At 64.8% G+C, this 18,479-nt stretch carries 20 protein-coding genes and 1 other RNA gene; 12 read left to right on the top strand and 9 right to left on the bottom strand.

Annotation, left to right across the window (positions count from 1 at the left end; all coding sequences use genetic code 11):
• Window positions 1-34: 34 nt before the first annotated feature.
• From J6595_RS13620 to J6595_RS13610, 3 genes are read left to right on the top strand one after another with little or no spacing between them, the layout of a single operon-like run.
• Entirely contained in the window at window positions 35-1,018 is a 984-nt protein-coding gene (locus tag J6595_RS13620; protein WP_209595105.1) for an ABC transporter substrate-binding protein, read from the top strand.
• A gap of 34 nt (window positions 1,019-1,052) precedes the next feature.
• The gene (locus tag J6595_RS13615) at window positions 1,053-1,841 is read left to right on the top strand and encodes an ABC transporter permease (protein ID WP_209595172.1); all 789 of its coding nucleotides are present in this window, start codon (window positions 1,053-1,055) and stop codon (window positions 1,839-1,841) included.
• Window positions 1,783-2,541, top strand: a complete 759-nt coding sequence (locus J6595_RS13610) for an ABC transporter ATP-binding protein (protein ID WP_245198286.1) — start codon at window positions 1,783-1,785, stop codon at window positions 2,539-2,541. Before J6595_RS13615 ends, J6595_RS13610 begins: the two co-directional genes overlap by 59 nt.
• A 17-nt stretch (window positions 2,542-2,558) precedes the next feature.
• On the opposite strand, the gene J6595_RS13605 is transcribed toward J6595_RS13610, so the two are convergent.
• The gene (locus tag J6595_RS13605) at window positions 2,559-2,807 is read right to left on the bottom strand and encodes a DUF1344 domain-containing protein (protein WP_209595104.1); all 249 of its coding nucleotides are present in this window, start codon (window positions 2,805-2,807) and stop codon (window positions 2,559-2,561) included.
• A gap of 397 nt (window positions 2,808-3,204) precedes the next feature.
• On the opposite strand from J6595_RS13605, the gene aroC reads away from it, so the two are divergent.
• The 4 genes from aroC to dxs all read left to right on the top strand — a co-directional run bounded on the left by aroC (window position 3,205) and on the right by dxs (window position 7,814).
• Entirely contained in the window at window positions 3,205-4,305 is a 1,101-nt protein-coding gene (gene aroC, locus J6595_RS13600) for a chorismate synthase (RefSeq protein ID WP_209595103.1), read from the top strand.
• 63 nt (window positions 4,306-4,368) lie between these two features.
• The gene (locus J6595_RS13595) at window positions 4,369-5,295 is read left to right on the top strand and encodes a histone deacetylase family protein (protein ID WP_209595102.1); all 927 of its coding nucleotides are present in this window, start codon (window positions 4,369-4,371) and stop codon (window positions 5,293-5,295) included.
• Between the two features lie 76 nt (window positions 5,296-5,371).
• Window positions 5,372-5,644, top strand: a complete 273-nt coding sequence (locus tag J6595_RS13590) for an exodeoxyribonuclease VII small subunit (RefSeq protein WP_209595101.1) — start codon at window positions 5,372-5,374, stop codon at window positions 5,642-5,644.
• A 253-nt stretch (window positions 5,645-5,897) separates the two neighbouring features.
• A complete protein-coding gene (gene dxs, locus J6595_RS13585) occupies window positions 5,898-7,814 on the top strand; it encodes a 1-deoxy-D-xylulose-5-phosphate synthase (RefSeq protein ID WP_209595100.1) in 1,917 nt (638 codons plus the stop codon).
• A 63-nt stretch (window positions 7,815-7,877) separates the two neighbouring features.
• Here dxs and J6595_RS13580 read toward each other — a convergent pair whose 3' ends face one another.
• The 3 genes from J6595_RS13580 to msrB form a co-directional block, all read right to left on the bottom strand.
• Complete coding sequence (locus J6595_RS13580) at window positions 7,878-8,306, bottom strand: gamma-glutamylcyclotransferase family protein (protein ID WP_209595099.1); 429 nt, start codon at window positions 8,304-8,306, stop codon at window positions 7,878-7,880.
• A 90-nt stretch (window positions 8,307-8,396) separates the two neighbouring features.
• Window positions 8,397-9,266, bottom strand: coding sequence for a GGDEF domain-containing protein (locus J6595_RS13575; protein WP_209595098.1), 870 nt, complete (start codon window positions 9,264-9,266; stop codon window positions 8,397-8,399).
• 140 nt (window positions 9,267-9,406) lie between these two features.
• The gene (msrB, locus tag J6595_RS13570; RefSeq protein ID WP_209595097.1) at window positions 9,407-9,808 is read right to left on the bottom strand and encodes a peptide-methionine (R)-S-oxide reductase MsrB; all 402 of its coding nucleotides are present in this window, start codon (window positions 9,806-9,808) and stop codon (window positions 9,407-9,409) included.
• 304 nt (window positions 9,809-10,112) lie between these two features.
• On the opposite strand from msrB, the gene ssrS reads away from it, so the two are divergent.
• Window positions 10,113-10,269, top strand: a non-coding RNA gene (gene ssrS, locus J6595_RS13565) — 6S RNA.
• 88 nt (window positions 10,270-10,357) lie between these two features.
• A complete protein-coding gene (locus tag J6595_RS13560) occupies window positions 10,358-10,930 on the top strand; it encodes a 5-formyltetrahydrofolate cyclo-ligase (protein WP_342453189.1) in 573 nt (190 codons plus the stop codon).
• Window positions 10,931-11,000: 70 nt separating this feature from the next.
• On the opposite strand, the gene J6595_RS13555 is transcribed toward J6595_RS13560, so the two are convergent.
• Window positions 11,001-11,516 carry a CAP domain-containing protein gene (locus tag J6595_RS13555; RefSeq protein WP_209595096.1) on the bottom strand — a complete coding sequence of 172 codons (516 nt, stop codon included), beginning with the start codon at window positions 11,514-11,516 and terminating at the stop codon, window positions 11,001-11,003.
• Between the two features lie 333 nt (window positions 11,517-11,849).
• On the opposite strand from J6595_RS13555, the gene J6595_RS13550 reads away from it, so the two are divergent.
• Together J6595_RS13550 and J6595_RS13545 are read left to right on the top strand one after the other, a co-directional pair.
• Window positions 11,850-12,671 carry a TIGR00282 family metallophosphoesterase gene (locus J6595_RS13550; RefSeq protein WP_209595095.1) on the top strand — a complete coding sequence of 274 codons (822 nt, stop codon included), beginning with the start codon at window positions 11,850-11,852 and terminating at the stop codon, window positions 12,669-12,671.
• Window positions 12,672-12,765: 94 nt separating this feature from the next.
• On the top strand, window positions 12,766-13,599 hold the full coding sequence (locus tag J6595_RS13545) for a TerC family protein (protein ID WP_209595094.1): 834 nt from the start codon (window positions 12,766-12,768) through the stop codon (window positions 13,597-13,599).
• A gap of 482 nt (window positions 13,600-14,081) precedes the next feature.
• Here J6595_RS13545 and J6595_RS13540 read toward each other — a convergent pair whose 3' ends face one another.
• From J6595_RS13540 to J6595_RS13530, 3 genes are all read right to left on the bottom strand, one after another.
• Entirely contained in the window at window positions 14,082-15,488 is a 1,407-nt protein-coding gene (locus J6595_RS13540) for a sensor histidine kinase (RefSeq protein WP_209595093.1), read from the bottom strand.
• Between the two features lie 273 nt (window positions 15,489-15,761).
• Window positions 15,762-16,604 (bottom strand): MBL fold metallo-hydrolase, encoded by an 843-nt coding sequence (locus J6595_RS13535; protein ID WP_245198284.1) that lies wholly within the window; start codon window positions 16,602-16,604, stop codon window positions 15,762-15,764.
• A gap of 162 nt (window positions 16,605-16,766) precedes the next feature.
• Window positions 16,767-17,396 carry a tetratricopeptide repeat protein gene (locus J6595_RS13530; protein WP_209595092.1) on the bottom strand — a complete coding sequence of 210 codons (630 nt, stop codon included), beginning with the start codon at window positions 17,394-17,396 and terminating at the stop codon, window positions 16,767-16,769.
• Between the two features lie 169 nt (window positions 17,397-17,565).
• Here J6595_RS13530 and J6595_RS13525 point away from each other — a divergent pair, with 169 nt between their 5' ends.
• The gene (locus tag J6595_RS13525; RefSeq protein ID WP_209595091.1) at window positions 17,566-17,967 is read left to right on the top strand and encodes a BLUF domain-containing protein; all 402 of its coding nucleotides are present in this window, start codon (window positions 17,566-17,568) and stop codon (window positions 17,965-17,967) included.
• A 20-nt stretch (window positions 17,968-17,987) separates the two neighbouring features.
• Here J6595_RS13525 and J6595_RS13520 read toward each other — a convergent pair whose 3' ends face one another.
• Complete coding sequence (locus J6595_RS13520; protein WP_209595090.1) at window positions 17,988-18,473, bottom strand: GFA family protein; 486 nt, start codon at window positions 18,471-18,473, stop codon at window positions 17,988-17,990.
• Window positions 18,474-18,479 lie beyond the last annotated feature (6 nt).

The following is an 18,479-nucleotide window of genomic DNA, read 5'->3' as shown; positions in this document are numbered from 1 at the left end:
AGAGGCGGGCATCGTCGATTTTGGGAGGATCGTCATGCGGCTGTTATGCGCCGTGGGTGCTGTGCTCGCGCTGATTTTCACCGCCAGTTTTGCCGAGGCCCGGGATATCGCCAAAATCCGCGTCGGCGTCCTGAAATTCGGAACGGTGAACTGGGAACTCGACGCGATGAAGCGCGCCGGTCTCGACGAAAAGGCCGGAGTGGACGTGGAGATCGTGCCCTTCGCCGGCGAGAACGCATCCGCCGTCGCGCTCCAGGCCGGCAGCGTCGACATGATCGTCTCCGACTGGCTCTGGGTCTCGCGCATGCGCGCGGAGGGCGCCGACTTCACCTTCGTGCCCTATTCGACGTCGGTCGGCTCGCTGATGATACAAGGCGACAGCGAGGTGGAAGATCTCGGCGATCTCAAAGGCAAGACGATCGGCGTCGCCGGCGGTCCGCTCGACAAGAACTGGCTCCTGATCCAGGCGCTGGCCAAGAAGGATAACGGGCTGGATCTGTCGGCGGAAAACTACATTGTCTACGGGGCGCCACCGCTCCTGGCGGAAAAGGCGCGGCAGGGCGAACTCGACGCCGTCCTGAACTTCTGGCACTACGCCGCGCGTCTGGAGGCGGAAGGGTTTCGCACGCTCGTCTCGGGCTCCGACGCCGCCATGAAGCTCGGCACGTCGGGTCCGGTCGCGTCGATCGGCTGGGTGTTCGGCGACGCCTTCGCCAGAAACAACGAGGCGGCGATCGCGGGATTCCTGGCCGCCGACAAGGCGACCAAGGATGTGCTCGCAAGCTCGGACGAAGCCTGGGAGGCGCTGAAGCCCCTGATGAAGGCGGGCGACGAGAAGACCTTCGTGAAGCTCCGCGATCGCTACCGCGAGGGCATTCCGGCGCGCTCCGGCACGGCGGAGGCGAAGGACACCGAAAAGCTCTACGAGATCCTGGCGAAGATCGGCGGCGAAAAGCTGGTCGGTCCGGCCAAGACCCTGTCGCCGGGCACCTATTACGACGACGGCAAGAATGGCTGATGATCGTCAGAGCGGGACGGCCGGCCGGGCGCTGATGCCTGCGTCCGGCGCAGGCGTTCTTCCGTCCGTCGGCCCCCGCCTCGTCACCGTCGTCTCGCTCGCCGGCCTCCTCGCCATCTGGTGGGTCGCGGCGATCCTTGCCGACAGCCGCGTCCTGCCGACGCCGCCTCAGGTGGCCGAAGCGTTCTGGCGCGACGCGGCGACGGGAGAACTGTTCTTCCATCTCGCCATGACGTTGATGCGGGTGGTCGCGGCCTTCGTCCTCGCCATGGTGATCGGCTCAGTCATCGGCATCTGTCTCGGCATGAATCGCGAGGCGAACCGGTTCTTCGACCCGTGGCTGATCCTCTTCCTGAACATTCCCGCGCTGGTGATCATCGTGCTCGCCTATATCTGGTTCGGTCTGAACGAGGCGGCGGCGATCGGCGCGATCGCGGTCAACAAGATCCCGAATGTCGTCGTCACCCTGCGCGAGGGCGCCCGCACGCTCGACCGCGATCTGGAGGAGATGGCCCGGGTCTACCGGTTTTCGGCCATGAAGACGCTTCGCCATGTCGTCCTGCCGCAGCTTCAGCCCTATTTCGCCGCGGCCTCGCGCACCGGCATCAGCCTGATCTGGAAGATCGCTCTCGTCGTCGAGCTGCTTGGCCGCTCGAACGGTGTCGGATTTCAGATCAACCTCTATTTCCAGCTCTTCGACGTCGCGTCGATTCTCGCTTACACGCTCGCCTTCGTCGCCGTGATGCTGACCATCGAGTTTTTCCTTGTCCAACCTTTCGAAGCCCATTCCACCCGCTGGCGGCCCAAACGCGCTCGAGGTTGATATCCGGGCGAAGACCTTTCGCGGAGCGGACGGCGAGGACGTGCGGGCGATCGAAGCGATCGCCTTTTCGGTCGCTCCGGCGAGTTTTGCGACGTTGATCGGCCCGTCCGGCTGCGGCAAGACCACGACGCTGCGCATCATTCTCGGCCTCGATCGGGAGTTTTCCGGCAGCCTGAAACTGCCGGATTCCGGCGGCCGCGTCGCAGCCGTCTTCCAAGAGCCACGGCTCCTGCCCTGGCGCACGGTGGACGACAATGTGCGGCTCGTTTTGTCGGACGAGGAAGCGGATGGAGATCTCGACGATCTCTTCGAGATCCTCGGGCTTGCCGAGATGCGCTCGCGCTACCCGGCGGAGCTTTCGCTCGGCCTTGCCCGGCGGGTCGCGCTGGCGCGGGCCTTCGCCATCCGGCCGTCGCTGATGGTTCTCGACGAGCCCTTCGTGTCGCTCGACGAACAGACGGCGACCCGGCTGCGGGCCTTGCTGACGAATGTCTGGTCGGCGCGGCCGACGACTGCGGTGATGGTCACCCACAATCTGCGTGAGGCGGTGGAGCTTTCCGACCGGATCATCTTCCTGACCGAGCGGCCGGCCCGAGTCAGAGGCGTCTACGAGATCGACAAACCGCGGGCCGAACGCGACAGCCGCTGGCGCGAGGCGACGCTCACCAGCATCGCCAAGCGCTATTCCGGGATCTTGTGAGAAAAAGAGCCCGGAGCTCAGATCGCCCTGAGAAGGGGCTGTTCGTCGGCCGCATCATAGATCAGCACGACCATCATGCCCTGCGCGACGGCCTCATAGTCGAAATCCGGCGGCAGATGATAGATCTCGCCGTCGCTCAACCGCAGCTCCGACCGGTCCCGATCGATCGATTCGATGACACCGTCGGTTTCGCGGGCCATGGCCGGAATCGACATCGCGACCGTTAGGAACGAACTTGCGAAAAGCGCCAGAATGCGTCTCGTCATGACCATTGTCTCCTTGCACCTTTCCCTGCCCTCGGGCAGCCGCCTGGCGGATCCTCGAAATCCCCGCCGGGCACCGATCCGACTGCTCTCGTCGGCTTGATGAACGTCGCCTCCGATTGTGTCCAAAGTCGTACCGGGAGATTGCAAATTGTCTTGAATCGTATGCAACATGCTTAGTGAATTCTTAACGCAGTCCGACTCCGCGATCCAGGGTCTTCGTCACCGGGCACGAAGACTGTCTTCGCCCCCTGCCCCTCCCCTCTGCCCGTTGCCCACAGTCTCGCGCCCCCGGGGCGGACCCGCCCGGCGAAACGCGATTTGCAGTGCTGCAAGGTTTGCGCTTAGAGAAAGCTTCGACGAATCCTTCGATCTGCCATCGCATCGGCCACCACACCCCATGTCCCACAACAGCTTCGGCCATCTCTTCCGCGTCACCACCTGGGGCGAAAGCCACGGGCCGGCCATCGGCTGCACCATCGACGGCACGCCGCCGAACATCCGCTTCACCCTCGCCGAGCTTCAGGCCCATCTCGACCGGCGACGTCCCGGGCAGTCGCGCTACACCACCCAGCGCCAGGAGCCCGATCAGGTACGCGTTCTGTCCGGCGTCATGCCCGGCGAGGCGGAGGGCGAATACATTTCGACCGGCACGCCCATCGCGCTTCAGATCGACAACACCGACCAGCGTTCCAAGGACTATTCCGACATCGCCCGGCGCTACCGGCCGGGCCATGCCGACGTGACCTATGACGTAAAATACGGCATCCGCGACTATCGTGGCGGCGGCAGGTCCTCGGCGCGGGAGACGGCCATGCGGGTCGCCGCCGGCGGGATCGCCCGCAAGATCGTACCTGGCCTCACCGTGCGCGGCGCCCTCGTCGCCATTGGCGACGTCTGGGTCGATCGCGCCCGCTGGGACTGGGACGAGGTCTCCCGCAATCCGTTCTTCTGCCCCGATGCGACGACGGCAGCGAAATGGGCCGAGCTTCTCGACGGGGTCAGGAAACGTGGCTCGTCGATCGGCGCGGTGGTCGAGATCGTCGCCGACGGCGTGCCCGCCGGCCTCGGCGCGCCGATCTACGCCAAGCTCGACGCCGACATCGCGAGCGGCCTGATGTCGATCAATGCGGTCAAGGGTGTCGAGATCGGCGACGGCTTTGCAGCCGCCGCGCTTTCCGGCGAAGACAATGCCGACCAGATGCGCCCCGGTACGGACGGGAAGCCGGAATATCTCTCCAACCACGCCGGCGGCATCCTCGGCGGCATCGCCACAGGCCAGCCGGTTGTGGCGCGCTTTGCCGTCAAGCCGACCTCGTCGATCCTTACCCCGCGCCAGTCGGTCGATGCCGACGGCAACGCCGTCGACGTGATGACCAAGGGCCGCCACGATCCCTGCGTCGGCATCAGGGCCGTGCCGGTCGGCGAAGCGATGGTCGCCTGCGCCGTCGCCGATCACTTCCTCATCGATCGCGGCCAGATCGGGGCTACGCGTGTCTGACGCTCCGGTGCCGAGCCTCTCCGCGCCGATTGAACTCGCCAAGCGAGGCGCTAGCTCCGCCAGATGAACACCCGGCTCTATTATCACGACCTATTCGCAGAACACCTGACCGGCCCGGGACATCCCGAGCGGCCGGATCGGATGAAGGCCGTCGCGGCGGCGCTGGAAGCCGAGGCGTTCCAGCATCTCGACCGTGTCGAAGCCCCCGAGGTGGCGCTCGAGGCGATCTATCGCTGCCACCCGGAAGACTATGTCCGCAATGTCGCCAAGGCGATCCCGGAGGAAGGGCTCGCGCGGATCGACAGCGACACCATCGTCAGCCCGAAGAGCTTCACCGCCGCGTTGCACGCGGCCGGCGGGGCGACCGCCGCCGTCGATGACGTGATCAGCGGCGCGGCGAAAAACGTCTTCGTCGCGGCCCGCCCGCCCGGCCACCACGCCGAGACCGCGACCGCCATGGGCTTCTGCCTTTTCAACAACGCCGCCATCGCCGCGCGCCATGCACAGGCGACACACGGTCTCGAACGGATCGCGATCGTCGACTGGGACGTTCATCACGGCAACGGGACGCAGGACATCTTCTGGGCCGATCCCTCCGTCCTTTACGCCTCGACCCACCAGATGCCGCTCTATCCCGGCACCGGAGCGAAGACCGAGACCGGGGCCGGCACCATCGTCAACGCTCCGCTCGCCTCGGGCGATGGCGGCGACGAGTTCAAGGCGGCCTTCATCGAGCGCATCCTGCCAGAGCTCGAGGCCTTCGAACCCGATCTCGTCATCATCTCGGCCGGTTTCGACGCCCATCACCGCGACCCGCTCGCGAACATCAATCTGACCGAGCGCGACTTCGACTGGGCGACGGCCCAGCTCCTCGACGTCGCCGACCGGCATGCCGGCGGCCGTCTCGTCAGCCTGCTCGAAGGCGGCTATGACCTGGAGGGCCTTGCTCTTTCCACGGCCGCCCACGTCAAGCGGCTGATGACCGGCTGATCGGCTTCTTCGACCCTTCCATGCGTCTCGAGGATCGGGGCCGCGACCAATTGCCAATCCACGAAAGGCCCAGACCATGGCCGAGACCGATGCGACGCCTCTGCCCGCCGACGACAGCGACATCAAGCGCATGAGCTTCGAGGATGCGATCGCCTCGCTCGAAAGGATCGTCACCGACCTCGAGCGCGGCGACGTGCCCCTCGACGTCTCGATCCGCATCTACGAGCGGGGCGAGAAACTGAAGAACCATTGCGAGCGGCTGTTGTCGGCCGCCGAGGACAAGGTCGAGAAGATCAAGCTGAACCGGGCCGGCAAGCCGACAGGCACGGAGCCTCTCGATCCGGGGTGATCGGGCCGTCGCGATCACCGGGAAAAGCTGGCGTCGAGCGCTGCATCGGCTGCGGCGCGCCAGCGCCCACATGGGGCAAAACGTGTTTCATTCCAACGAAATGCGTCGGCGCTCTTGCGGTAGAGCGCTTGAACGATGCACTCTTTGAACGATTTATAAACACGTCGTGCTGCTGGCCTGAGCATCGCGGCCGGGCCGCGAGGCCTCCTGGACAGGCTTTGCGGTTGCGTCAGTGTCGGTGAAAGGTTTTGAGGTGGCAGAAACAACGAATACCCCGCTCCTTGATCAGGTCCGGTTTCCGGAGGATCTGCGCGGTCTCGATGAAGAACAGCTCCCGCAACTCGCCGATGAACTGCGGTCCGATCTCATCGACCAGATTTCCAGGACGGGCGGCCATCTCGGCGCGGGGCTCGGCGTCGTCGAGTTGACCGTCGCGCTGCACTACGTCTTCGACACGCCGCGGGACCGGCTGATCTGGGACGTCAGCCATCAGGCCTATCCGCACAAGATCCTGACCGGCCGCCGCGAACTCATGAAGACCATCCGCCAGGAAGGCGGTCTGTCCGGCTTTGCCAAGCGCGCGGAGAGCGAATACGACCCCTTCGGCGCCGGCCATTCCTCCACCTCGATCTCGGCCGGCCTCGGCATGGCCATCGCCCGCGACCTCTCCGAAGGCAGCAACAAGGTCGTCGCGGTGATCGGCGACGGCGCCATGAGCGCCGGCATGGCCTATGAGGCGATGAACAATGCCGGCGCGCTCGACGCCCGGCTGATCGTCATCCTCAACGACAACGACATGTCGATCGCCCCGCCGACGGGCGCGATGAGCTCTTATCTGGCCCGCCTCGTTTCGGGCAAGACCTACCGCTCGCTTCGCGACCGGGCCAAGAACATCACCAAGCACCTGCCGGCGCCCTTTCGCGAGGGGGCCCGCCGCACCGAGGAATACACGCGCGCCTTCTTCACCGGCGGCACGCTGTTCGAGGAACTCGGCTTCTATTACGTCGGCCCGATCGACGGCCACGATCTGACCCACCTCCTGCCGATCCTGAAGAACGTTCGCGATGCCGGCGCCGGGCCGATCCTCGTCCATGTCGTCACCAAGAAAGGCAAGGGCTACGAGCCGGCGGAAAGCTCGGCCGACAAGTATCACGGCGTCTCGAAATTCGACGTCATCACCGGCGCCCAGTCGAAGTCCAAGGCCAACGCACCGAGCTATACCGGCGTCTTTGCCGAGAGCCTGATCCAAGAGGCCGAGCACGACGACAGGATCGTCGCCGTCAACGCCGCCATGCCGGCCGGCACCGGCCTCGACAAGTTCGGCGCCCGCTTTCCCGACCGCACCTTCGACGTCGGCATCGCCGAGCAGCATGCCGTTACGTTCTGTGCCGGGCTCGCCTCCGAGGGCTACCGGCCCTTTGCCGCGATCTATTCGACATTTCTCCAGCGCGGCTACGATCAGGTCGTCCACGACGTCGCGATCCAGAATCTGCCGGTGCGCTTTGCGATCGATCGGGCGGGCTTCGTCGGCGCCGACGGGCCGACCCATGCCGGCTCCTTCGATGTCGGCTTTCTCGCCTCCCTGCCCGGCATGGTTCTGATGGCGGCGAGCGACGAGGCGGAACTCAAGCACATGGTTCGCACCGCCGCGGCCTTCGACGAGGGTCCCATCGCCTTCCGCTATCCGCGCGGCAATGGTGTCGGCGTCGAGATGCCGTCACGCGGCGAAATGCTCGAAATCGGCCGCGCAAGAGTGATGAAGGAAGGCTCGAAGGTCGCCATTCTCTCGCTCGGGACGCGCCTTGCCGACGCCATGGCAGCAGCGCGGGAGCTGGACAGTTTCGGCCTTTCGACGACGGTCGTCGATGCCCGTTTCGTCAAGCCGCTCGATACCGCCCTGATCGGCCGGCTTGCCAGAGAGCACGAGGTGCTGGTGACCGTCGAGGAAGGCGCCGTCGGCGGCTTCGGCTCGCAGGTCATGCAGTTCCTGGCGATGACCGGCCTTCTCGACCGCGGGCTGAAGGTCCGGCCCATCGCGATGCCCGATCGTTTCGTCAATCACGCCTCGCCCGAAGCGATGATCCGCGAGGCCGGCCTCGATACGAAGGCGATTGTCGATACAGTCTTCCGGGCCCTCGGCGAAGAGGCGAAGCGCCAGCTGCAGGCATGACGCCAAGCCGGGCGCCATCGCCTGCCTTGACAGGCAAGGCAGACTGGCGGCCCGCCGGCCTCGTCACCCTGACGAAGACGCCCGATGTCTCCGCCAGTCGCCGCCGGGAACGACCGGGTCGCTCTCCGGCTGCTGGGAGACATAGGCCCACACGGTCAGCCCCGCGGGTTCCGCCAGACTGACCCGTCGCCGCAGATACATCGACCCGGCCTCGTCTTTGGGATCATAGTTCTCCCATTCGTCGAAGACCGCGAAGGCTTCGGCGCTGAGGATCTCGTGAAGTTCGGCGACGACCAGCCGCTCGGGAGCCGGCACCGTGTCTTCCGCGCCGCCCTTTCCATCGGGGAAATAGCCGGGATAGTCCCCGTGATCGCGCAGAATGCCGGCGAGCCGGCAACTACCGACCCGCCTGACCAGTCCGGAGGTCTCGGGTGTTTCGGCATCGCCGGCGCCGTCCATGAGCGTGCCGTAGAAGGCGAAATACTCCGTCATCGTCTCATGCCCGGGTTGCGTGACTGTTTGCGCGCCGCAGATACGGCCTGCCGCCATGTAATTCCAGCGGCCGGCCTCGTTTCTTTCACGTCAGCCGGCCGACAAGCGGTTTCGGCCGGATCGTTTCGCGTTGAAGAGATGCTCGTCGGCGCGCCGCTGCAGATCGTAGAGCGACATGTCTTCGGGCTGCAGCGACGATACGCCGATGCTGAGGGTGACCCGTCCGACATCGAGAAACGTTTCCATGCCGAGTTCGGTCGCCAGACGAATGCGCCGGGCGATCTCCTCGGCGGCATCGCGATCGACGTCCGGCATGAGAACGCAGAACTCGTCACCGCCAAGCCTGACGCCTTCTCCTGCCGAGCGCACCCCGTCGCGGATCGCATCGGCGACGAGAATGAGAACCTGGTCGCCGAGAGAATGGCCGTGTTGGTCGTTGAAGACCTTGAAGTGATCGACGTCTATGACCAGCAGGGACACGACCCGGTTTTTGCGTCGCGCCATGGCGACGGTACGCTCGCCGACATCGTCGATCCAGCGGCGGTTGTAGAGCCCGGTCAGGGGGTCGGTGACGGACAGGCTTTCAAGCTTTTCGATCGTCCGGTCGAGCTGCAGGATCGTCCTCTGGACGCTGGCCATCAGACGGCCGGCGGCATCGCCATAGATGGTGGGCAATTCCGGCTCCTTGCGATCGCGCGCATAAAGGTCGAGAGCCCTGGTTGCGCGCAGGATCGGCACGAGCATGCCGTAGAGGCCGAAAAGAGCTCCCGCCGTACCGGCGAGGGTCGCCATGAGCACGACGACGATGATCGCCAGATCGTCGCCGAACTGCTGCGTCGCGACCAGCCACACCGCAAGGGTGATCAGCGGGACATGCGTTCCCAAAAAGCAGATGGTCAGGATCTTCCCGAGATAGGAACGCGGCCACCCAATCCGCTGCATGAAGGCATAAAATCGCATCGACCACGTCACTCCCAAGAAGCGTGCGAGCCTTCCCATATTTCGGCCGCTGACCTCAACGAAGAGATGATTGTCGCGGCAGCTTAATTTCCAGTCGCGTCAGGGCCGCCGCAAGCCGGCCCTGGCGACTTCATCCGCAATCACGCCGGTTCGAATTCCAGCGCGATGCCGTTGATGCAGTATCGCAGCCCCGTCGGCGGCGGACCGTCGGGAAAGACGTGGCCGAGATGGCTGCCACATTGGGAACAGTGGACCTCGGTCCGGACCATGCCGTGACTGTGATCGACGCTCTCCTCGATCGCGCCTTCGACGGGCGTGTCGAAACTCGGCCAGCCGGTTCCGCTCTCGAACTTGCGCGTGGCGACAAACAGCGTCTGGCCGCAGCCGACGCAGGAAAAGGCACCCGCCCGCTTCTCGTGCAGCAGCGCGCAGCTGCCGGGACGCTCGGTGCCGTGGCCGCGCATCACCGCATATTGGTCCGGCGTCAGCATCGCGCGCCATTCGGCGTCGGTCCGGGAAACCGGAAAAACTCTCTGGTCCATGATCTCATCCTTGCTCGGAGTCGCGACATGATCGCCCGCGCCCTTGATGCGGAACGAAAAATTGCCGGTCTGATGTTATTGCGATCATATGGGGTGCCACTCAGCGGTGAAAACCATTTTGAGACTTTCGAAGGGTGGAGGGAAGCGTCGCGATGCGGCTTTTCGTGAGGAAAGCGCTTCATCGTCAAACAGCGGAGGATCGTTCATCGGGACGGTGCCACCGGTACCGGCGATCGAAAGCCCGGCCAGCATTTTCGATCCGCCTCCCTTTCGCGCCCCCGGCATGTCGCCTATATCTCTCGCAGGCGGGCTGCGCGGTGCGACAGGGGTAACATTTCCTCGGGGCCTTAGTCATTCCCAAGGGAGCTGTCCCTGCCTCGGCCCGTGGGCTGGGGCATACGGCGCCCACCTACGTTGTAGGTTCCCGGGTTCGACTTCTCCATCGGCCGGGTGGCTCGCCAACACCTCATCATCCATGACGATATATCCGTCAGACGGACACGGCGAGAGCGCCGTCATCGTCTCCTCGGACGAAACCCTGGGAACATCGTGGCCACGGACATCAGCGAGCACAAGGCCAGGATCCGCCGCGAGGCGCTTGCAAGGCGCGACGCGATGGATGTGTCCGCGCGGATCGAGGCATCCCTGACCGTGCGCGATCTCGTTGCAGATCAGATCAAGGTCTTTCCCGCCATCCTGTCCGGATTTCTGCCGATCCGCTCGGAAATCGACGTCCGGCCCCTGATGATGACATTCGCGGACAGGCGCGCGCGCCTATGCGTGCCGGCCATCGTCGATGGGACGTTGCAGTTCCGCGAGCTCCTGCGCGGCGCAGAACTCGAGCCGCAGGGTTTCGGCACTTTCGCCCCCGGCCCCGAGGCGGCCGTACTCGATCCCGAGATGATGCTGGTTCCGCTCGCCGCCTTCGACAAGCGGGGCGGCCGCATCGGTTATGGCCGCGGCTACTACGACCGGGCGATCGCATCCCTGAGGGCCAAGGGTCTTGCGCCGATGCTGATCGGGGTGGCCTTTGCATGCCAGGAGGTCGAGGCCGTGCCGATGGATCCCCATGACGTGCCGCTCGATCTCGTCGCGACGGAAGCCGGGGTGATCGTCGTCTGAATCTGCACCGGCGGCGGCGCCTATCGCGTGACGCCGGCAAGCTTTTGACCCTCTCGCCGCGCCCCCGGCCCTATCCTTGAGCGCCCATCACCAGGGCCCAGTAAGGCTGCCCGTTCGGACCGGCAGCCGCGGCGAATCCGATTTCCCGGACACGCGGGTTGAGAAGGTTCTTGCGGTGGCCGGCCGACGTCTTCCAGCCGGTGATCACCGCCGGCGTCGAAGGGTAGTTCCAGCCGAGGTTTTCCGCGGCGGCGATCACCTCGTAGCCGGAAGCGCGGACACGATCGGCGAGGCCGCCATCGACGGTGTGCGACAGGTCGCCGCGTGCCGCCATGGCTCTGGCCTGACGCTCCGCCACCTGATCAAGAGTCGCGTTGAACCGCAAGGCTGGAAGTCCGTTCTCGGCACGGAAGGCGTTGATCGAGGCAAGCGCCAATTGCCGATCGACGGGCACGCCGTGGGTCGCGCCGACATCGACCGAGCCAAGACCGCCCGCACAGCCGGCGAGAAAGAGCGAGAATGCGAGCGCCAGGCCGGCTGCGAGCCGGCGACCGGGATTTGCGGATCGATGCCGCGCTTCATTCATGCCTGTTCCCCTTTTTGACCGGTGACGCGGGCCGGCCCCGCCCGATCTCGAACGAAAAGGGCCTGCCGATCAAGCCGCATGTCCCCCGTTCCGTCTGCCCGAAACGCCGACGGCCAATAGCGCCAGACCGGGGACTTTTTCATGATCGATCGTCGAATTTTGCAAAGGCCAAATGTCGCAAGCAGATCCGGACGCTCGACGAGCGGGGTCGCGGTTCGCTGTCCGTCGGTCAAAAATTTGCTGCATGTGACGGAATGAACCGGCCGGGCTCGCGTCCGGAAGCCAAACGGTCTATCGAGAAGTTTGATCAGGCAAACGTGCCAAGACGAGCTGATGCGATTTCTGTTTCTCGGTGACATGGTCGGCCGCTCCGGCCGCAATGCGGTGTTTGCCGCCCTCCCCGGCCTCGTTGCCGACTACCGGCTGGATTTCGTCGTGGTCAACGGCGAAAACTCGGCGGGGGGCTTCGGCATCACCGAGGAAATCTTCAACGAAACGCTCAGCGCCGGCGCCGATGTCGTCACCACCGGCAACCACGTGTGGGACCAGCGCGAGGCGCTGGCCTTCGCGCCGCGCGAAGAGCGCTTCCTGCGCCCGCTGAACTATCCGAGGGGCGCGCCGGGCAACGGCTCCGGCCTCTACGAAGCCAGGAACGGCGCCCGCGTTCTCGTCTCCAACATCATGGGCCGGGTGTTCATGTCGCCCGATCTCGACGACCCCTTCGCATGTGCCGACAATCTCGTCGCCTCCTGCCCGCTCGGCGAACAGGCCGACGCGATCATCCTCGACTTTCATGCCGAGGCGACGAGCGAGAAGCAGGCGATGGGCCATTTCCTCGACGGGCGTGCCAGCGTCGTCGTCGGCACCCACACCCACGTTCCCACCGCCGACCATCAGATCCTGTCCGGCGGCACGGCCTATCAATCCGATGCCGGCATGTGCGGCGACTATGATTCTTCCCTCGGCATGGAAAAAGAAGAGCCGCTCAACCGCTTCGTCACCAAGGTGCCGCGCGGACGGTTCGAGGCCGCGCAGGGTCCGGCGACCATTGCCGGCCTCGCCGTCGAGATTTCCGACCGCACCGGGCTGGCCGAAAAGGTCTCGCCGCTCAGGATCGGGCCGCGTCTTCAGGAACAGCGGCCGGATTTCTGGTAACGCTGCTCTGGCATTTGTCGCGAGCGACTACAGTTTAAGCCAATCCGCCACAGCATCCGGCGGGCACTCGACCACCTCGCGCCCTGGAGCCCCGATGGCCGACATGTTCGCCTTTCTCGCCGATCCGACCGCTTACGTGGCCTTGCTCACGCTCGTGATCATGGAAATCGTTCTCGGCATCGACAATCTCGTCTTCATCTCGATCCTGTCGAACAAGCTTCCCGAGGAGAAGCGGGCGACGGCCCGGCGCATCGGCATTGGCTGCGCGCTGATCTTGCGCCTCGGGCTGCTCTCGACCGTCGCCTTCATCGTCCAGCTGACCGAGCCGATCTTCGAACTCTTCGGCCACGGCTTTTCCTGGCGCGACCTGATCCTGATCGCCGGCGGCCTGTTCCTTGTCTGGAAGGCGACCAAGGAGATCCACCATTCGGTCGATCCGGAGGACCACAAGGACACGATGGTCTCGAAGGCCGCGACCGTGACCATGAGCGCGGTCATCGTTCAGATCCTCATCCTCGATCTCGTCTTCTCGATCGATTCGATCATCACCGCCGTCGGCATGACCGACGAGGTCGGCATCATGGTGATCGCCGTCGTGACCGCCGTGATCCTGATGCTCGTCGCTTCGGGGCCGCTGTCGCGCTTCATCGAAGCCAATCCGACGGTCGTCATGCTCGCCCTCGGCTTCCTTCTGATGATCGGCATGACGCTGATCGCGGACGGGCTCGGCTTTCATGTCCCGAAGGGCTACATCTATGCTGCCATGGCCTTCTCGGCGCTCGTCGAGGCTCTGAACATCCTCGCCAAGCGCAAACGCCGCCTCGACGCCGAGAAGAAGGCGGCGGCGCGAACGGCCGAGGGCGGCACGACCGACGAGCCGCGCAAGGTCCCGGCGCAGGTGCATGGAAGCCCGCCGACGGTGACGTAGCCAGATCGGCTCGCGCCCTCGGGCCGGTCCGGAGTTCTGCGCAAAACCGGCAGTCGGATTGCTCGGATCTTAGCGATCATCTCCATGAACCCTTCGCCTTTGGCGGCGACACTGTCGTCATGGCCCCGCGACATGTCAAAACTCACACACCCGCACGTTTGCGACGGCGAAACCGTCGGACGAACGGGGCTTTGCGCCTATCATGCGATGCGCTTGTCGTGTGCGGGGTGTTCGCGGCGGCTTTCGTTGCCGGCCGCTATCATGAGGACGGGCTCGTCGACGAGATTTTCGCTGCGGTGACGGCGACACGCGATGGCCCGACGAGACCTGAGTAGCTGCTGTCGCAGACCGATGCGCCGGAGGCCCTCGCTCTCAATGCGGTCATGCGGTCATGCGGTCGGCAAGGACCTGACAGACATTCGGATTGATGGTCGCGATCCGCAGACCGGCCGCTTCCCCCTCAGCTCTTCAGTCCGAGGGCTTCAGCGAGCCTGGATCGCCTTCAACGGCGCGCGCAATTCGCAAACGAGACCTTCCGGCTCGTATCTGATCTCGCAATGGCCGCCTGCGACCTGGAGGCCCGCCTTGATCAGGCGCGTTCCGATGCTCAGCCTCTCCGGCTGTCGGGCCGGCGGGCCGCCGCGCTCGCACCAGTTGAGCGACAGGATCGCCTCGCCGTCGGCCTGCTCGATCCACCAGTCGATATCGACCCTTCCGGACTCACTGGAAAGCGCCCCGTATTTGGCCGCGTTGGTGGCGAGCTCATGGGTGACGAGGGCGAGATTCGTCGCACTCTGCGGCCCGATCACCACCGCCGGGCCATTCATTTCCATGCGCCCCTTGCCTGCGAAGGGAGCAAAGGCGGTCTCGAGCACGGCGGCGATCGCCCCCCCGCCGCGTCCTCCATCATGCAGGACCAGATGGGCTCGGGTCAGGACGTCGATCCGCCCGAGCAACGTGTCGCGCGCATCCTCGATGCTGGTTGCGCAGCGAAACGTCTGACGCGCGATGGACGCCACGACGGCAAGGCTGTTCTTCAAGCGATGTTCGGTTTCGCGCTGCATGTCGGCGCGGCGGGTCTGCTCTTCCATCCTGGCGGTGACGTCGATGAACAGAACCACGAACCGATCATCCGACAGGGGCTGGGCGGAGCCCTCGTACCAGCGGCCGTTATGGCTGACATGGCGGATGAAGGTGACGACCTCCTGCTCGTCGACGACTTTGGCGAAATCGTCGCGCCAGCCCGCTTCGAGATCGGGAAAAAGTTCGCTCGCCTTCTTCCCGCGCGCATCCGCCCGCTCGATCCCGACGAGCTTTCCGTAAGCGTCGTTGACCTCGACATGCATCCAGTCGACGAGACGCCCGGTTTCGCCGCGGATGGCCTCGGCGAGAACGAAGCCCTCGACGAGCTTGTCGAACAGATTTCGCCATTTCGTCTCGCCGACGCGGACGCGGATTTCGTCCTCCAGAACCGACGACAAAGTCTCCAGTCGCCGCACTTCGCGGTCGGACCAATGGTACGGATCGCTGGAAATCACGGCGAGGGAACCGATCACCTCGCCAGTCGGCAATCTGACCGGGACGCCCAGATAAGCACCGATCCCGAAGGTCTCGACATTGGGATTGCCGGCCGTCACAGCGTCTTTCGCCGCATCCGAAATCGCCAGCGTGCGCGCCGTGACGGCGACCTGACGGCACAGGGAATGCTTGAACGCCGACTTCTCGTCGCAGGGCTGGCCAGCGTCCAGCCCGCGCTGGGTGAGGTAGACCTGAAAATCGTCGCCGACGAGGGTGAACAGCGCCGTGGGGATGTCGAACACGTCGCAGGCAAGATCGACGATCCGCTCGAATGGGCCCGCACCCTCATGGGCGAGAAGGCCGCTTTTCACCAACAACTCGTTTCGATTTGCAACCTTCTCGAGAGCCCGATCGCGGCCCGCCGTTCGATCATCGACATAATGTTCGATCGTATCCATAGCGCGCCTCCGCCGTCTCCCTGGATCGTTACGGTATGCGGCTCAACAAAAAAATGCAACATCTTATTGAAAACGAAAGATTTTCTGTACTTCGTCAGACTATTCGTGCGCGTTAGCAACTTTGACAGGCATGGCCGGGACAGCGCGCCGAACGAAAGCCCGGCATTCCTTTGCGGCGAAGGCCGGTTAAACGCCAGGCAGGACGATCACCGTCGGCCGATCCGGCAGGGACGTCACCGAAACCTTGAAACTGTCGGAACCACGCCACTCTACGTCGAAATCCGGCACCTTCGACAGGAACCGATCGATCGGCCCGCGGAAGCGATGCATCGGCAGGATGATGCGCGATTGCAGCCGCTCGGCGATCTCGCCCATGCCCTCCTGGCTCATGGTCATGCCGCCGTCGACCGGGACCATCAGGATGTCGAGCCGGCCGATCGCGGCAAAATTCTCGTCCGTGAGCATGTGGTGCAGATGGCCGAGATGCCCGATGCAAAGACCGGCCACCTCGAAGATGAAGATCGAGTTTCCGTCCGCCTCCATTGCGCCGCCCCAGGAGCGAATGTCGGTCGTCACGTTACGCACATACATGTCGCCGACGGTGATCGCATGGCGGATCGGGCCGTCCCCGTCGGGGTTCCAACCGGTCAGGACGTTTCGGATCGCCGGATCGGGAAAGGCCGTGTTGTGGGAGGAATGCGCCTTGTTCATCGTCACGATGTCCGGAAGGACGGGCCCGGCATAGCCGGCGAAGTCCGTCGCGGCGCGAACACCCTCGGGGCTTTCGATCAGGAAGGTCGCGTGGGTGATGTAGGTGATCGTCACCGTCCGTTCGGCCGGCTTGCCGTCGAAAAGCCCGCGTTCGGACGGAGAGAACTGCGCATAGGTCACGCTTGGAAGAAGGCTTGCGATCGCGCGGCACTGGCTCGGACGCTCGCCGGGCTCGGCCTGCTGCGCCGATGCCGAAGACGCCGGCCCGAAGAGCACGGCAAGCAAGATTGCGAGAAAACCGGCAAGACGAAGACGCAAAGGCTGAACTCCTGTGCCGGCGGCGCTCGGAACACATCCATCGTCGGCACCCCGCCCCCCGTGCCGATCATCACTTGCGAGGCTACCCGCAACCGTCGACCTGCCAAATCAACAAGCCGTCATCGACGCCGGAACAGGTCTATTCACCTGCCGGTGCGGGGCTCAAAGTTCGATGCCGGGGCTGCCCGGCTCCGGCTCGCCGCCGACGAGGAGGTTCCGCTCCTTCAGGTACGGATCGATCGTGACCGCTTCGCGCAGCTGTTTTTGCGCGAGCCGGTGCCGGCCCTGCCGCATCAGGATCAGCGCACGTCCGGCCATGGCGGCGAAATGGCGGGGCTCGAGCGCGATCGCCCGGTCGACATCGCCGAGCGCGCCGTCGAGATCATCCTGAAGAAACAGGATGAAGCCACGCTGATTGTAGACCTCGGCATAGTTCGGCGAGCGGGCGACCGCCTCGTCGAGCAGAGACCTGGCGCCCGCAAAGTCGTAAACCTCGCGCCGGGCCATCGCCTCGCGGACGAGCTCTGCGGTGCGCGCGTCGGGCGCCTGCATCCAGCGCCGCCAGATCCGGTCCTCAATTCGGCGAGCGCTCGCCTCGTCCCGGGCAGCGCGAAGGGCCTGAAACAGGGTTGCGAGTTCGTCGTCCTGCCGGGCGCCCTTGCCTTCGACCGCGCGCTCCGAAGCCGAGCTGCCGGCCTCCTGCGCGCACAACTCGGTCCCTGGAGCCCCGACTGCCAGAACGAGAATGAAGGACCGGATCACGGCCCGGCTGCGCCGTTTGCCACTGACCATCAATGCCGCCTCCTTCTCCTGAAAGCGCCTTCTTACGGCCGGCCGCGATCCGCGATTGAAGGCAGTTGGCGCGAGCATCGCAAAGTCATATTGTCGTTATCATGCAAGCAGATGGTCGGGGCGCGACGCCAAAGTCGCCCCATCCCCTGGCGCGGAAGGATGTTCGGCCATGACTCTCTACAGGCTCGCTTATGTCTCGCGCCCCGCAGCGAGCGTCACGGCGGACGACGTCAAGGCGATCGCCGCCTCGGCGGCCCGGCGCAATCCGACCATTTCCGTCACCGGCCTGCTGATCCACGAATTCAACCGCTTCATCCAGCTGCTGGAGGGACCGCTCGACGCGATCGAGACCTTGATGACGGCAATCATCGCCGATCCGAGGCATTCGGGCATCCAGATCTTCCTTCAGCAAAGCGCCGAGGAGAGAAGCCTGTCGCGATGGATCATGTGGTCGGACTTCGAGCGGATGACGCTCAGCGAAGGCGAACTCGAAGTGCGCGAGGAAATCGTGCGGGCGGCGCTGAAAAGCCTTGCGGAACTGGACGCCGAGCGCCGCAGCGCCCTTCCATAGAGCCGACGGAATCGGCCCCCTTAACCTTCGTCCAGCCCGAGCATTTGACGCCAGCGCGCCTGCATCGCCGCCCCGCCGTCCTCCGGAGCTTCGCGATAGGAAAGTTCGCCCTCGCCGATGGTGACGAACACCTGCCGCGATCGTGTCCAGATATGGCCCGCCGGCGCGAGCCAAGAGGCGTCGTCGAGCGTCCCGGCCTTGATGTTCAACCGCCCCGGATCGCCCTTCGAGCGATGCTGGATCCTGACGCCACATTCGGGGCAGAAATCCCCGAACCGCACCGTGCCGCTTTCGGCGGTCCGGGTCGTCGTCGCCATCTTGCCCGTCACCGTCACGAAGGCCGGATCGCAGCGCAGACTTTCGCCGAAGGCGCTCGAGGTCTGGGTCTGACATTCGCTGCAATGGCAGAGATAGAACATGACCGGCACGGCGCTGATCTCGTAGCGAACCGCCCCACACTGGCACCCGCCGGTCAGCGGCAGAGGCGGCATCTTCACAGTCATCATCGGCGG

The organism is Jiella mangrovi (assembly GCF_017815135.1).
Taxonomy (GTDB): Bacteria; Pseudomonadota; Alphaproteobacteria; order Rhizobiales; family Rhizobiaceae; genus Jiella; species Jiella mangrovi.
This window is presented reverse-complemented; position numbering and strand designations above follow the sequence as displayed.

Excerpts from the sequence above, each read along its gene's own strand:
- J6595_RS13620 (WP_209595105.1), top strand. The coding sequence starts at position 35 with ATGCGGCTGTTATGCGCCGTGGGTGCTGTGCTCGCGCTGATTTTCACC.
- J6595_RS13615 (WP_209595172.1), top strand. The coding sequence starts at position 1,053 with ATGCCTGCGTCCGGCGCAGGCGTTCTTCCGTCCGTCGGCCCCCGCCTC.
- J6595_RS13605 (WP_209595104.1), bottom strand. The coding sequence starts at position 2,807 with ATGACGAGACGCATTCTGGCGCTTTTCGCAAGTTCGTTCCTAACGGTC.
- aroC (WP_209595103.1), top strand. The coding sequence starts at position 3,205 with ATGTCCCACAACAGCTTCGGCCATCTCTTCCGCGTCACCACCTGGGGC.
- J6595_RS13595 (WP_209595102.1), top strand. The coding sequence starts at position 4,369 with ATGAACACCCGGCTCTATTATCACGACCTATTCGCAGAACACCTGACC.
- J6595_RS13590 (WP_209595101.1), top strand. The coding sequence starts at position 5,372 with ATGGCCGAGACCGATGCGACGCCTCTGCCCGCCGACGACAGCGACATC.
- J6595_RS13580 (WP_209595099.1), bottom strand. The coding sequence starts at position 8,306 with ATGACGGAGTATTTCGCCTTCTACGGCACGCTCATGGACGGCGCCGGC.
- J6595_RS13575 (WP_209595098.1), bottom strand. The coding sequence starts at position 9,266 with ATGCGATTTTATGCCTTCATGCAGCGGATTGGGTGGCCGCGTTCCTAT.
- msrB (WP_209595097.1), bottom strand. The coding sequence starts at position 9,808 with ATGGACCAGAGAGTTTTTCCGGTTTCCCGGACCGACGCCGAATGGCGC.
- J6595_RS13555 (WP_209595096.1), bottom strand. The coding sequence starts at position 11,516 with ATGAATGAAGCGCGGCATCGATCCGCAAATCCCGGTCGCCGGCTCGCA.
- J6595_RS13550 (WP_209595095.1), top strand. The coding sequence starts at position 11,850 with ATGCGATTTCTGTTTCTCGGTGACATGGTCGGCCGCTCCGGCCGCAAT.
- J6595_RS13545 (WP_209595094.1), top strand. The coding sequence starts at position 12,766 with ATGGCCGACATGTTCGCCTTTCTCGCCGATCCGACCGCTTACGTGGCC.
- J6595_RS13530 (WP_209595092.1), bottom strand. The coding sequence starts at position 17,396 with ATGGTCAGTGGCAAACGGCGCAGCCGGGCCGTGATCCGGTCCTTCATT.
- J6595_RS13525 (WP_209595091.1), top strand. The coding sequence starts at position 17,566 with ATGACTCTCTACAGGCTCGCTTATGTCTCGCGCCCCGCAGCGAGCGTC.
- J6595_RS13520 (WP_209595090.1), bottom strand. The coding sequence starts at position 18,473 with ATGATGACTGTGAAGATGCCGCCTCTGCCGCTGACCGGCGGGTGCCAG.